12 protein-coding genes are annotated in these 14,509 nt (G+C 44.2%); 8 read left to right on the forward strand and 4 right to left on the reverse strand.

The genetic code is table 11. From position 1 onward, the window contains the following. Positions 1-13 precede the first annotated feature (13 nt). From K1I80_RS08090 to K1I80_RS08110, 5 genes are all read left to right on the forward strand, one after another. Positions 14-1,792 (forward strand): serine hydrolase domain-containing protein, encoded by a 1,779-nt coding sequence (locus K1I80_RS08090; RefSeq protein ID WP_223313505.1) that lies wholly within the window; start codon positions 14-16, stop codon positions 1,790-1,792. A 16-nt stretch (positions 1,793-1,808) separates the two neighbouring features. After that, positions 1,809-2,474 (forward strand): HXXEE domain-containing protein, encoded by a 666-nt coding sequence (locus tag K1I80_RS08095; RefSeq protein WP_223313506.1) that lies wholly within the window; start codon positions 1,809-1,811, stop codon positions 2,472-2,474. Between the two features lie 345 nt (positions 2,475-2,819). Further along, the gene (locus tag K1I80_RS08100) at positions 2,820-3,419 is read left to right on the forward strand and encodes a TetR/AcrR family transcriptional regulator (RefSeq protein WP_223313507.1); all 600 of its coding nucleotides are present in this window, start codon (positions 2,820-2,822) and stop codon (positions 3,417-3,419) included. After that, positions 3,416-3,961, forward strand: coding sequence for a hypothetical protein (locus K1I80_RS08105; protein WP_004188719.1), 546 nt, complete (start codon positions 3,416-3,418; stop codon positions 3,959-3,961). Before K1I80_RS08100 ends, K1I80_RS08105 begins: the two co-directional genes overlap by 4 nt. Positions 3,962-4,021: 60 nt before the next feature. Then, positions 4,022-4,969, forward strand: coding sequence for an alpha/beta fold hydrolase (locus K1I80_RS08110; protein ID WP_223313508.1), 948 nt, complete (start codon positions 4,022-4,024; stop codon positions 4,967-4,969). Between the two features lie 72 nt (positions 4,970-5,041). On the opposite strand, the gene K1I80_RS08115 is transcribed toward K1I80_RS08110, so the two are convergent. The 4 genes from K1I80_RS08115 to K1I80_RS08130 form a co-directional block, all read right to left on the reverse strand. Further along, positions 5,042-6,481 (reverse strand): 6-phospho-beta-glucosidase, encoded by a 1,440-nt coding sequence (locus tag K1I80_RS08115; protein ID WP_223313509.1) that lies wholly within the window; start codon positions 6,479-6,481, stop codon positions 5,042-5,044. Between the two features lie 343 nt (positions 6,482-6,824). After that, entirely contained in the window at positions 6,825-8,600 is a 1,776-nt protein-coding gene (gene spxB / locus K1I80_RS08120; RefSeq protein WP_223313510.1) for a pyruvate oxidase, read from the reverse strand. Between the two features lie 312 nt (positions 8,601-8,912). Further along, a complete protein-coding gene (locus K1I80_RS08125) occupies positions 8,913-9,545 on the reverse strand; it encodes an SGNH/GDSL hydrolase family protein (protein ID WP_223313511.1) in 633 nt (210 codons plus the stop codon). Continuing rightward, positions 9,545-10,402, reverse strand: a complete 858-nt coding sequence (locus K1I80_RS08130) for a Cof-type HAD-IIB family hydrolase (RefSeq protein WP_223313512.1) — start codon at positions 10,400-10,402, stop codon at positions 9,545-9,547. Before K1I80_RS08130 ends, K1I80_RS08125 begins: the two co-directional genes overlap by 1 nt. A 184-nt stretch (positions 10,403-10,586) precedes the next feature. Between K1I80_RS08130 and K1I80_RS08135 the strand changes: the two genes are divergently transcribed. From K1I80_RS08135 to K1I80_RS08145, 3 genes are all read left to right on the forward strand, one after another. Then, on the forward strand, positions 10,587-11,228 hold the full coding sequence (locus K1I80_RS08135; protein WP_223313513.1) for a GntR family transcriptional regulator: 642 nt from the start codon (positions 10,587-10,589) through the stop codon (positions 11,226-11,228). A gap of 246 nt (positions 11,229-11,474) precedes the next feature. Next, on the forward strand, positions 11,475-12,665 hold the full coding sequence (locus tag K1I80_RS08140; protein ID WP_002898349.1) for a quaternary amine ABC transporter ATP-binding protein: 1,191 nt from the start codon (positions 11,475-11,477) through the stop codon (positions 12,663-12,665). Between the two features lie 14 nt (positions 12,666-12,679). Then, positions 12,680-14,404, forward strand: a complete 1,725-nt coding sequence (locus tag K1I80_RS08145; protein WP_223313514.1) for an ABC transporter permease/substrate binding protein — start codon at positions 12,680-12,682, stop codon at positions 14,402-14,404. Positions 14,405-14,509: the final 105 nt, after the last annotated feature.

The following is a 14,509-nucleotide window of genomic DNA, read 5'->3' on the forward strand; positions in this document are numbered from 1 at the left end:
AAAGGAGCCAGCTATGAAAAAAACATTTTCCCTAATCCTTTTAACTCTGTTGACTCTAGGACTCTTTCGACCAATTACCGCACTGGCTGAAGAGCAGAAACTCCCATCTGGTATCGAACGGAACCAGATCGGCCAGAAAATCCAAGACTATGTCAAGGAGCATGAAAAGACGACTGCCGCTATGGAAACAGCAGTCTTTGACAAGGATAGCACCATTTACCAAGGAAACTTTGGTTATATGGATAAAGAAAAAGGCATCAAAGCTGACAACAGCAGCGTCTTTGATTGGGGCTCTGTGACCAAGCTGACCGTCTGGATAGCTGTCATGCAACTCTGGGAACAAGGAAAGATTGACCTAGAGGAAGATATCAAGACCTATCTGCCAGAGAATTTTCTTAAAAATCTGCACTTCGACAAAGCTATCACAATGCTGGATCTCATGAATCATCAGACGGGATTTGATGAATCCCTGTCTTACACAAAAGGTGATAAGAATATAGAGGAAAATCTACGCATGCTCCAGCCTGTCCAGTCCTTTGAACCTGGAACAGTAACCTCTTATTCCAACTATGGTGCTGGGCTCGCTTCTCTGATTGTCGAGCGGATTTCCGGCCAGACCTTTGCTGACTATACCCACGAGCATATCTTCCAGCCGCTTGGCATGGACAAGACAGCTCTCCTACCGGACTTATCTGATAATCCCTATGTTCAGAAAAAACGTCAAGAATCTAAGGCCTATGATACAAAGGGAAATTCACTAGGGACAGCTTTTTATGAGTATGGTCTCTACTCAATTGGCCAAGCAGCCAGTACCTTGGAGGATTTACAGAAATTTGCTCAGGCTCTGCTGGGGCGCAAGGTTCTCTTTGAACGTCCAGAAACTTGGAATACCCTCTACAATCCCACTTCGACTTATCCAGGTACAGACATTGCTCGCAATGCCCACGGTTTTTGGATCAATGAATACAGAGTCAGCATCATTGGCCACGGTGGCAATACTGATGGTTTCAGCTCTCGTCTCATGCTAGACTTGGAAAGTGGCATCGGCTACATAGTCATGACCAATCAAAGCATGGAAGAGAATTACAACTACCAAATGCCTGAACTGGTTTTCGGAAAACGTAAAACAGCTGACGAAGAGACTCAAAAACAGTTTACACCAGGCTACTACCGTTCTCCACGTACCTTTCTCCATGGCCCCTTATCCTTTCTTAGACTCATGATGCCCTCAATAGAGAAGATTGACAATCCTGCTCAGAACCGAATCTTGAGTACCAATTTTTGGACTATCTATGAGAGCAAGGGAAAGATTACAATCCCCGTCGCTGTGGTAGACTATGAGAAAATCTCTGCTTTTGACTTCTATAAAGACTATATCATCTTAGGATTAGGCATCCTTGGAATTGTCTATGGTTTTGGAACGCTCATCATCAGCCTTTTATTAGGAGCTTATCGCTTGATTTCCCGAAAAACGGTTGAGCGCACAGACCGCACTTGGAAGGTCTGGAATCTACTGACTTCTCTTGGTATTCTGGCTGTTCCCCTAAACCTGCTAATGATTATGATACCTTTGATGTCAGATGACCTTGATTCTCTAGCTCATTGGCGCTATATGCTCTTTGCTGCCTTGGGACTCCTACTAACCGCTGCTGCTCTGCTGCCGCTCTTCAGAAAATCCAGAGAAAAGCTCAGCAAAGGCCGCCTCTTCCTGACGGCCATGACTAGTCTATCTGCTTTGGCAGTGGTCGCTAATATCCTTTACTGGTCTCTTTACCAGTGGTGGGTACTTTGATAAATGAGGTGTTGTTATGTTCAAACTGATTTCTGCTTGGTTAAAAATCTGGATTCCCATTCTCTTTGCTATGGGAATCGGTATTCTCTTATATCTTACCACACATTGGACTACACTAGATGCTGGAAGCAGATTTGTCGCTATAATCTATGTCATGCTCCCTTTGCACTGTCTAGAAGAATGGAGATTTCCTGGCGGTTTTCATTATAACTACAACATGCTTCGGCGCTCTCAACAGCCCGATCGCTATCCTATGAATCAATTTTCTGATATGCTGACTATTATGTTAGCTGAATTAATTGGTATTGTCTGTCTTTTCTACGGTGTCAATCAGATCATTGTCATCTGGAATCTTATCTTTTGCTTTTTTGAAATGATTGGCCACCTGATTTTTGGGTTCAGTATGTACCGACGTTTTCGTACAGTAGGAAAAAGAACCATTTATAACCCAGGTTTTGCGACAGCGGTTGTCTTTACGCTTCATGCTCTCTACTATGTTCTGAGCCAGTATCCTACAAATCTCCCCGGTTTGCCAATAATCATTTTAGCCATTATCAGTGGAATAGTTCTTGTAAGTAGTGTCGTTCTTATCCCTGAGCAACTGTTCAAATCAAAAGAGACCCCTTATCCTTTTGATAGCAATCGTTATTATGAAAAATATATTGCAAGGGAAAAAAACTGAATTCCCTTCCCTATTTCATAATCTTCTTTAAAAATTCTATGAGAAGTCAAAGGCATAACTGAGCGACTAATACTCACCGAAAATCAAAAAGTGGCCTAGTTCTATTCTGCTATTTTAAGTTTGGCCTTGCGGCCAACCAGACATATCTAATGTTTGTTAGCTGCTATTTCCAACTCTGTCGCGACAGAAACAATAATATAGACACACCTGACCAGTCTCTCTGGCTTTCTACTTTTTGACCACTAAATTGTATTTAGTTTTTTCTTGATTTTTTATCTTTTATTTACTATAATATGAACAAGTTCATAAAATGAACGTATTCATATTTTGAAAAGGGATTTAAAAATGAAAGTAAGTAAAAAAGAAAAAAATCGTCAAGCTATTTTAGAAGTGGCAGGGGAGCTGTTTCGCTCTAAGGGCTTTGGAGCAGTTTCTATGCGAGAGATTGCAGAAGTCTGTGATATAGCTACTGGAACTCTATATAATTATTTTAAAAGCAAGGGGCAAATTTTTATTGAAATAGTTATCCAGAAGCAGTTTAAGCTGACTACAAAATTTGATGAAAATGCTGAGACTTATACAGAGCTTGTGGCAAGTATTAAAAAACAGATTATATCTGATGTTGGAACTATAACTGAAGTTGAGAAGTCCGACTGGCAGAGCATTTTTCAAATCCTCACCTCTGATACTGATTCCAGTCAATATTTGAGCAACTTGCTGTATCTTGATAGTCAATATCTTCAATCAATTAAGACTTACTTGGAAAGCAAGGCTCATCTTCTGCCAGAAAACTACCCAATCGATCTCCTGCTGGAAATACTTTATAACAGTTTAGGGCTTTTGGTAATCCGATATCTTTATACGGATATGCCACCATCACTTTTAATGGAAAAAGGATTGGAACAGATAGAATTTATCATGGGGCAGGGAGGAATAAAATATTGAGAGATATTTGCACACCTAAGTTTTTACAGGAACTATTTGGACGGAAAACAAGCCTGATGACCATAGTTATCACGATGACCTTCTCTTTTCTGGTAACTGGATTACTCTGGCGTCTTTCCTTGCCAGATCAGAATTGGCCATTATGGCAAATCCTCACTTTTTGCCTCTTATCTGTAGATATCAGCGGAGGAGTGATCGCTAATTTATCTCAAGGGACTAATCATTATTATCAAGAGTCTGTAAAACGACGATGTATTTTCCTCCTGATTCATATTCAGCCCTTACTTCTAGCTCTACTTTTTAATCAATCTTTACTAACCTGTACTATGGTCTGGCTTGGTGCGATGATAGGCGCTCTGTTTGTTAGCGAACTACTGAAAGATTGCAGGGAGCAAGCATTAACTGGTGCTTCTATGGCGGGGTTGGGTTGCATTCTTCTTATTAGTTACAGTAAATTGCCAATCAGTATGACAGCTCTTTTATCACTTTACCTGATTAAACTTCTATTCGCTTTTAGTGTAAATCACGATATGACCGCTTGAAGTAAAGATTATAAATAAAAGTATGCGAGTCTAAAATATGATGAACAGAAAGGAATCCCTATGTTGAAAAGAATCTTTATATTTGTCCTTAAAACAATCACTTGGCTGGTAGGACTCTTAGCTCTGGCCTTATTGGCTATCTTTCTCTATCACCGCTTTCAAATAGCTCAGGAAAGCAAACTCATTGAGAAGCCGATTGGTCAGCTAGTCGAGGTAGAGGGTAAGAAGCTTAATGTCTACACTGCTGGCAAGGGCAAGAAGACTTTGGTTTTTCTAGCAGGACTGGGCACCAATGCTCCGGTGCTGGATTTCAAAGCTCTTTATTCCAAGCTGGAGGATGATTATCGTATCGTCGTGGTAGAACGTCTGGGCTATGGTTACAGCGATGATGGAAACGATGACCGCTCATTAGATAAACAAGTGGAGCAGACACGTACTGCCCTCAAAGCTGCTAAGATATCCGGTCCTTATGTCCTGGTACCACATTCGATTGCCGGTTTAGAAACGATTCACTGGGCCAATCATTACCCAGAAGAAGTAGAAGCTATTATCGGGCTGGATATGACCATGCCTCATACAGAGGTGGCCGACCAGCAGAAATTTTATGGTTCTTATCAGACTATCCAGCTGGGGAGAATGTTAGGCTTAGCCCGCCTACCGATTTTCTTTGATGAAAATAGCAGCCCAGCCATAAAGTCTGGGGCCCTCAATGATCAGGAAAAAGCTATCTTTAAAGCCTTGTTCCACCAGCGGTCAATCACCCAGGCGGTCATGAACGAAGTCAAGAATCGGAAGAAAAATGTTGAAACGATTAACAAAGAACCTGTGCCGCAGATTCCGACCCTTATCTTTGCGGCTGTCCAGAAAGGCGGAGAAGCTCCCAAGCTGGAAAAAGAGTTTGTCGCGCAGAATGCCCAAGCCAAACTTGTGACATTAGAAGGCTCCCACTATATCCATGATGAAAAGCCAGAGGAAATCGCCCAGCAAATAAAAGAATTCTTGAATTAATGAATCTTGTAAAGTATTTAATAAAAATACATCCTTGAAAAAAGCTGAGACATTCATATCTCAGCCTTTTTCTTATTTCACAGATGCTCCGTTAGTCGCGATGACTTCCTTGTACCAGTCAAAGGATTTTTTCTTGGAACGTTTGAGTGTTCCCTTTCCTTCATTGTCCCGGTCCACGTAGATAAAGCCATAGCGCTTCTTCATCTCGCCAGTGCCGGCTGATACTAGGTCGATACAGCCCCAGGTCGTGTAGCCCCAAAGCACCACGCCGTCCTCATCGATGGTTTCCCGCATGGCCTTGACATGGGCCGCCAGATAGCCAATCCGGTAATCATCAGCCACATAGCCATTTTCATCTGGAGTATCCACTGCACCCAGACCGTTTTCCACGATAAACATGGGCTTTTGATAACGATCCCAGATGGTATTTAGCGTAATACGCAAGCCCAGCGGATCAATCTGCCAGCCCCACTCAGAAGCTTCCAAATAAGGGTTCTTGAGAGAAGCAAAGATATTACCCTCCGTCAGCTCATTGACCTTAGGGTCGCCCGAAGCCACTCGGCTAGAGTAGTATGAGAAGGAAATGAAGTCCACCGTATGTTCCTTGAGCAGCTGCAGGTCTTCTTCTGTCATTTCGACAGTGATGCCCTCGCGCTCCCAAGCTTTCTTAGCATAGTTAGGATATTCACCACGCGCCTGCACGTCAATGAAGAAATAGTTTTTCCTGTCTTCCTCCATACCAGCCCATACATCGCGTGGATGACAGGTGTTAGGATAATTTTGACCCGCCGCTAACATACAGCCGACCTTATTTTCTGGATCAATCTCATGAGCCAGCTTGGTGGCAATGGCTGACGCGACTAGCTCATGATGGGCTGCTTGATACTTGACCTGCTCCTCATTTTCGCCTTCTTCAAAGCAGAGCCCCGCTCCCATAAATGGTGCATGGAGGATCATGTTAATTTCATTGAAGGTCAGCCAGTACTTAACCAATCCCTTGTAGCGGGTAAAGAGAGTGCAGCAGAGACGCTCGTAAAATTCTAGCATGCGACGATTCCGCCAACCACCATATTGCTCAATCAAGTGCATGGGACAGTCAAAGTGAGTAATGGTCACCAAGGGCTCAATGCCGTACTTGTGGCATTCCTTAAAGAGGTCTTCGTAAAATTTCAGGCCAGCTTCATTGGGCTCCAGCTCATCCCCCTTAGGGAAAATCCTGCTCCAAGCAATGGACAGACGATAGGTCTTAAAGCCCATCTCGCCAAAGAGGGCAATGTCCTCCTTAAAGCGATGGTACATGTCAATAGCTTCCTTGGCTGGGTAGAAATAGCCTTCCTCAAAGTCAAACATCTTTTTCTTACCCGTGATGATGGCCAGACGATCCTCACCAATCGGCACCACATCTACATTGGCCAGCCCGCGACCATCCGCATCATAAGCGCCCTCGCACTGGTTGGCAGCTGTCGCTCCGCCCCACAAAAAACCATCAGGAAAAGTCAGTTTTTCGGTCATATCTCTACTCGCTTTCTTATTTTGATTCTTTATCTACTTATAGTATACCGCAATCTCAACACCTTTACTTGTGAAATGATGCTAAATAGTGATACTATTTCACTATTTGAACCAACAGATTTTTCATTTTGCTTCTATCTTCAATCATCTAAAATAGGTTCTCCTAAAATTTAGAAAAATAAGACTGGAAAACCAGTCCAAAAGCGATGCCCAGTGTATTACTTGTCGGAAGTCGATAATAAAGATTAAAAAGACCGGATAGCTCCGATCTTTTCAAGATCCGCTCTAAGAAAATCATAGAATAAAATCTACAATATTTACATTTGATTTTCGACGAGAGGAATTATTTAATTGCGCGTGATTGCAATCCTTCTTCTTCCAAGAAGAGGCGGAATGGTACGAGTTCTTCTGCTTCGTATTTTTCCTTGAAGGCTTTGATTGCTTCTTCTGAGTGAAGTTTTGGATCGAGTTCAAGTACTTCTACTGGAAGTGGACGGTGTTGCGTGATGCGGGCATCGATGACAACTGTCTTGCCTTCCTTGTTGAGTTTCACAGCTTCTGCAACAACTGCGTCGATGTCTTCGATACGGTCAACTGTAAATCCAACAGCTCCTTGAGCTTCTGCAATTTTAGCGTAATCAGCATTTGTGAAGTCTACACCAAACAAGTGTTTGTTTGTATCTTCGTATTTGTTCTTGATGAAGCCGTACTCAGCATTTGAGAAGACAAGGTTGATAACTGGAAGGTCATATTGAACGTTTGTGATCACGTCTGGGTAGCACATGTTAAATGCACCGTCACCCATGATGTTCCATACTTGGCGATCTGGATTGTCTTTCTTAGCAGCGATACCACCAGGAAGGGCAATACCCATTGTCGCAAAGAGCGGAGATGTACGCCACATGTTCTTAGGTGTCATGTGAAGGTGACGAGTCGATGTTTGAGTTGTGTTACCTACATCGATTGAGTAGATAGCGTCCTGGTCAGCGTATTTGTTAACTGCATTGTAAACTTGGTACAATTGCAATTCACCCTCAGTTTTACCTTCGAGTTTGTTCATGTAATCACGCCAGTTTTGGTTGTTCTTAACGTTTGCACGCCACCATGGAGTAGACTCAACTGGGTCTACTTTGTCAAGAATCGCTTTCGCTGCTTGACCTGCATCACCAAGGATTGAAGCGTCAAGGGCATGACGTTTACCAAGTTTGTAAGGGTCGATATCCACTTGGATGAATTTTTCAGTATTCTTGAAAGCTTCGTACACTTCAGCAAATGGGAAGTTAGATCCAAGGAAAAGAACGGTGTCTGCTTCGAAGACCACCTCGTTGGCTGGTTTCCAACCAACACGGTAAGCAGAACCTGTCAAACCTTCATAGTTCCACTCGAAAGCTTCAAAGTTTTTACCAGTTGTGATGATTGGTGCTTTGATTTTACGTGACAATTCCGTGATCACTTCACCAGCTTTAACACCACCAAATCCAGCATAGATAACTGGACGTTCAGCCTTGTTCAAGAGTTCAACAGCTTTGTCGATTTCAGTTTCGTTCAAAGCAGGAGCAATGAATGAACGCTCGTAAGAACCTGATCCGTAGTATGAGTTTTCGTCGATTTCTTGGAAACCGAAGTTTACTGGGATTTCAACAACAGCTGGACCCTTTTTAGAAACTGCAGCACGGCAAGCTTCGTCAATTACTTTTGGCAATTGCTCAGCGTAAGCTACACGTTTGTTGTAGACAGCGATACCGTTGTACATTGGGTTTTGGTTGAGTTCTTGGAAGGCATCCATGTTGAGTTCGTTAACTGGACGTGATCCAAGGATAGCAAGGAATGGAGTGTTATCCATAGCTGCATCGTAAACACCGTTAATCAAGTGAGTCGCACCTGGACCACCTGAACCAACTGCAACCCCGATTGAGCCGCCGAATTTAGCTTGCATCACCGCTGCAAGAGCACCTGTTTCTTCGTGGCGAACTTGCAAGAAACGGATATCTTTGTCTTCAGCCAAAGCATCCATAAGTGAGCTGAGTGTTCCTGATGGGATACCGTAGATGGTGTCTACGCCCCATGTTTTCAATACGTTGAGCATTGCTGCAGATGCAGTAATTTTTCCTTGAGTCATAATAATAACTCCCCTTCAATAAAATAAATTTTCAGTTATTGAAAACATTTCCACTTGTGAATGAAAACGCTTCAAGCAACTTTACTCTATCAATTTATCATGTTTTTTCGCTCTTGTATAAGAATATGCTCATAGATGAGATAGAACTATTACATAACACAAAGTCCTAAATTTTTTCACAAAGTCCAATGTGTTTTATAATAATTTTCATAATCCCTTTGAAATCAAGCATCATTCACAGAAAAACTTTGTAAGTTTAAGAAAATAAAAAAGGCTCTGTTGTGGTAAAACAGAGCTGTATTTTTGAAGAAACTACATATATTCCTGCAAAACTTTGGACAGGGCTGCATAGCCAGCAATGGTCAGATGGAGGCCGTCAGTTGTGTAGTCTGGGCGAAGCTGACCTTCCTCGTCCAGAAAAGCAGCGTAGAGATTGATAAACTGGACGTTTGTGTAGGCGCTGGCCAGCTGGCGATAGGCCTGATTGAGTGCCTGAATCTTTTCATTGCTGCGGACATAGACCGTGCTCTTGTAGGCCGGAGCTTCATTGACCGGCAGGACCGACAGCAATTGGATCTGAGCCAGAGGATAGTCACGAGAAATCTCCTGAATAACGGCTTCTAAATTAGCTAGCGTTTCTGTCTGAGGCATCTCCTTGCCAATGTCATTGGTACCTATCAGGATAAAGACCTTATCCAGAGCCTGCCCAAAAAGATGGGCATCTAGATTATCTAAAAGCAAATCAGTCTTATAGCCCCGAATGCCACGGTTGACCAGTCTTTTATCCGTCTGCAGGAGATCATAGAGAGGATAGTATTCCACAATGGAGTCTCCGATAAAGATGATGTCTGGCTCCTTGACGGAGACTTGATTGAGTTCTCTGTAGTTTTGCTGCAATTTTGCCTGCTCCTTGAGAAGCCATTCTTCTAATAATTGTACTGCCATTATTCTTTTTCCTCTTCTAAGTATTGCTCAATCACCTGTAGAACACCGGATTCTGTATTGACCGGTGCTAGGTAGTCTGCTACCTTTTTGACCCTCTCATCGCCATTCTCCATAGCGTAAGAAATACCAGCTAATTCAAGCATTTCTATGTCATTTTCACTATCGCCAAAAGCCATGATTTCCGAGCTTTGAATCTGCCACTTAGCCATCAGTTGCTGCAAGCCCCAGGCCTTGTGCATCCCATCTTGGAGGAGGTCAATGGCTCCATAACCACTAGCAACCGCGCTCAATCGGCCTGCAAAATGCTGATTAATCAGACGAGCATGCTCTGCTGCTGCCGCCTCTTCTACCATCATACTCATTTTCAAGACCTTGTCAAAGGGATAATCCTGAAGACTAGGAACAAAATTCATACGCTTATAGAAAAGCCGGGCCATTTCCTTAGTCATGACTTTTTCAATCAAGGGAAACTCTGTACCCTCCTGGACAAATCCGCCTCTTTCGGAGGTCACAACCAGCTGAAGCTCCCTTTCACGCCCAGCAAAATAAGCCAGCGCATCCCTAATCAATCCAGGTTCCCAGAAGCTACTCATGCTTAGCTGGTTCTTTTCAAAAATCCGCGCTCCGTTGGCGACTACCAAGGTCATGCGTTCTACCAAATCTCCCAATAGCAGACGCATCCGTGGAATTTCATTGCCAGTAGCCACCACAAAGCGAATGTCTCTCTTCTCCAGCTCATCTAAAATAGTGGTCAGACGAGGCAAATCCAGCTGTCCCTGTCCGTCCAGCAAGGTTCCATCCATGTCTGCCGCTATCATCTTTACTGTCATCTTTTTATCCATTTCTATCTTTATCATCCAATTTTGATTGCCCCTTTTCCAGAAGACCTCTAACTTTTAGACATATTATACTACTTAAAAAAGTAAAAAGAAAGGCAAGAAGAGGCGGATAAGACGGTCGATTTTACAAAGGCCACTTTTCAATCTTCCAGTTTTATATTATAATCATAGCTATATTCCTGTCGTAAAATTGGAGGTCCTCATGAGCAAAAAAGAAGTCGCATTCCCACGCTACCAGCAGATTGCCGTCGCCATTGCCGAGCGAATCGTTGACGGCAAATATCCCATCGGCAGCAAAATCTATGCCCGCTCTACCCTAGCTAGTAACTTCAATGTCTCCCCTGAGACAGCCCGCAAGGCTATCAATGTGCTGGTAGATCTGGAAATCATGGAAGTCCGTCATGGCAGTGGAGCCTTCATCTCCTCCAAGGAAAAAGCTCAGCAGTTTCTCGAGACCTATAAAGATGTCAACTCTCTGCAGGACCTCAAAGGCAAGCTCCACCAGAGCATCCAGCGCCAAGAGGAAGAATTTGCCAACTTTTCCCAGCTGCTCAATCAGCTTCTCAGCCGAACTAAAGATGTCCAGCAGCGCTTCCCTTTCAATCCCTACGAGCTCCAGCTCTCAGCAGACGCTATCAACCTAGGAAAATCTATCAATGAACTCAATATCTGGCACTCGACTGGCGCTACCATTGTTGCAGTCCAGCAGGGTGACCAACTCCTAATCTCGCCTGGTCCTTATACCAAGCTAGAAGCCGGCAATACCATCTACTTTGTTGGCAACGAATTATCAGTCGGTTTGATGCATAATTTATTTTTTAATGAAATTGAAACAAACAAGTGAATCTTCGCTTGTTTTTTCTTTGTCAAAAAACAGAATAGACAGGCGAATCCGTTGTCTGACAAGCCTTTTGCGACTTTCAGAAATATTCTAGAAAATCATCCTCCTTTTTTATAATATCCGAAAAAGACCGGTCTGACGGTCTTTTGGGTTTGACAAAGTGACCACACGATGTTATACTGTGATGGTCTTTTAAGTGACAACTTATCAAAATAAATATGTAGTCACTTGTGCAAAAGGAGAAATACGTTGAATAAACTAGAAGTAAAACATTTGACTAAAATTTTCGGTAAAAGGCAAAAGCAGGCACTGGAAATGGTGCAGCAAGCCAAAAGCAAAACTGAAATTTTAGAAAAAACCGGTGCTACTGTCGGAGTTTACGATGTAAACTTTGAGGTTCAGACTGGAGAAATTTTTGTCATCATGGGACTGTCCGGTAGTGGGAAGTCTACCCTTATCCGCCTGCTCAACCGATTGATTGACCCAACATCAGGCGACATTTACATCGACGGCCAGGATGTGGCTAAGATGAACGAAGAAGAGCTGCGTGACGTTCGCCGCCACAAGCTCAATATGGTCTTTCAGAACTTCGGCCTCTTTCCACATCGGACCATTCTGGAAAATACTGAGTTCGGTCTGGAAGTTCGAGGTGTTGATAAGGAAGAGCGCACGCGCCTAGCTGAACAAGCTCTAGACAATGCCGGTCTCCTGTCCTTCAAGGACCAATACCCCGATCAGCTCTCCGGTGGGATGCAGCAGCGGGTTGGCTTAGCTCGAGCTTTGGCCAACAATCCTGATATTCTGCTCATGGACGAGGCCTTCTCAGCTCTAGATCCCCTTATCCGCCGAGAAATGCAGGATGAGTTACTAGATCTGCAGGCAGAGCATGAGCGTACTATTATCTTTATCACCCACGATCTCAATGAGGCCCTGCGTATCGGTGACCGTATTGCTATTATGGCTGACGGTCAGATTATGCAGATTGGCACCGGTGAGGAAATCCTGACTAATCCAGCCAACGACTTCGTTCGAGAGTTCGTTGAGGATGTGGATCGCTCCAAGGTCTTGACTGCCCAGAATATCATGACAACGCCACTGACTACTAACATTGATATTGACGGACCAACCGTGGCTCTTAATCGGATGAAAAAAGAAGAGGTCAGTATGCTGCTGGCTGTGGATAGGAAGCGGCACCTCAAGGGCAGTCTGACTGCCGAAGCTGCCCGCGATGCCCGTAAGCAACATCAAGCACTGGCTGAAGTGATTGATAAGAACGTACGCAAGGTTACTCAGGAAACCCTGATTACCGATATTTTCCCGCTGATCTACGATTCACCAGCGCCTCTGGCCGTTGTAGATGATAAGGACAAGTTAGTCGGCGTTATTATCAAAGGTCGGGTCATCGAAGCCTTGGCCAATACTACTGAATCTGAAGAATAAGGGAGGTTCGCATTTTGAATATTTTACAACAGCCAATCCCCGTTTCTCAATGGGTTGAGGCCTTTACTAACTGGGTAACTGATACCTTCTCCGGGCTTTTCTCGGTCCTTCAAGCTATCGGAAATTCCATCATGAATGGAATGACAGACACCCTGCTCTTCATTCCGCCCCTGCTCTTTATCGCAGTCATCACTATTTTTACCTATTTGATTTCCAAGCGTAAGCTGGGACTGCCCCTGCTCACCTTCCTAGGCCTGCTCTTTGTTTACAACCAAGGCCTCTGGGAAAATCTTATGAACACTGTGACCTTGGTCATCGTCTCCAGTGCCATTTCCATTATCATCGGTATTCCACTGGGGATTTGGATGGCTAAGAGCAACCGTGTCGAAGCTGTCATCAAGCCCTTGCTGGACTTTATGCAAACCATGCCGGCCTTTGTCTACCTGATACCTGCCGTGGCCTTCTTCGGTATTGGTATGGTGCCTGGGGTCTTTGCCTCTGTCATCTTTGCCCTGCCACCGACTGTCCGCTTTACCAATCTAGCCATTCGTCAGATTCCGACCGAGCTGATTGAAGCGTCAGATTCCTTCGGGGGCACTGGCAAACAGAAGCTCTTCAAAGTCGAGCTGCCTCTGGCTAAAAATACTATCCTAGCGGGGGTCAATCAGACCATCATGCTGGCTCTGTCCATGGTCGTTACTGCCTCTATGATTGGGGCGCCAGGACTGGGCCGCGGCGTCCTCTCTGCCCTGCAGCATGCCGACATCGGTTCGGGCTTTGTCAATGGGGTATCTCTGGTTATCCTGGCCATTATCATTGACCGCCTGACCCAGAAGCTCAATCAGCCTCTGGCTAAAAAAACACCGGTCACTGCCAAGGAAAAACGCAACAAGATTATGCTCTGGTCTGCTCTGGCTGCTGTTATCCTGACAGCCTTTGTCGGAAATCAAATGACCAAGCTTCAGCAAAGCAAAAAAGAAAGGGTCAACCTTGCCTATGTTGAATGGGACTCCGAAGTTGCCTCAACCAATGTCGTAGCGGAAGCTCTTAAGGAAATGGGCTACGATGTCACCATCACACCGCTGGACAATGCCGTTATGTGGAAGTCCGTTGCTAATGGCGAAGCCGATTCCATGGTTTCAGCCTGGTTGCCAACCACCCACGCTGCTCTCTATGAAGAGTACAAGGACAAGCTAGTGGACTTGGGGCCAAACCTTGAGGGCGTTAAGACAGGGCTAGTCGTACCAAGTTATATGGATGCTGACTCTATCGAAGACCTGTCAGACCAAGCCAAGAAAACCATCACAGGTATTGAGCCCGGCGCTGGTATCATGACCGCAACTGAGAAGACTATGCAAGAATACAGCAATCTCAGTGGCTGGAATCTTTCTTCTTCCTCAACAGGAGCCATGACCACTGCTCTGGATCAGGCTATTAAGAATAAAGAAGATATCATCGTAACCGGCTGGTCACCACACTGGATGTTCTCCAAGTACGATCTCAAATACCTCAAGGATCCTAAGGGAACCATGGGCGGCAAGGAAGCTATCCACACAATTACTCGAAAAAATCTAGACAAGGACTTACCAGAAGTCAACAAGGTCCTAGACAACTTCAACTGGACCCAAAAGGACATGGAAGAAGTCATGCTTAAGATTAACGAAGGCAGCTCACCAGAAGCTGCAGCCAAAGAGTGGATCAAAAACCACCAAAAAGAAGTCGAAAGCTGGAAGAAATAAAAGCATAGAAAACCCTGAGATACTGTTATCTCAGGGTTTTTGATTGGCTTCTTCCTTTCCTTACAAGGGTTAAACATCTTTTAATGATTGCTTCTTTTTGGAGCA

This window comes from Streptococcus sanguinis, from assembly GCF_019929225.1.
In the GTDB taxonomy this organism is placed as follows: domain Bacteria; phylum Bacillota; class Bacilli; order Lactobacillales; family Streptococcaceae; genus Streptococcus; species Streptococcus sanguinis_J.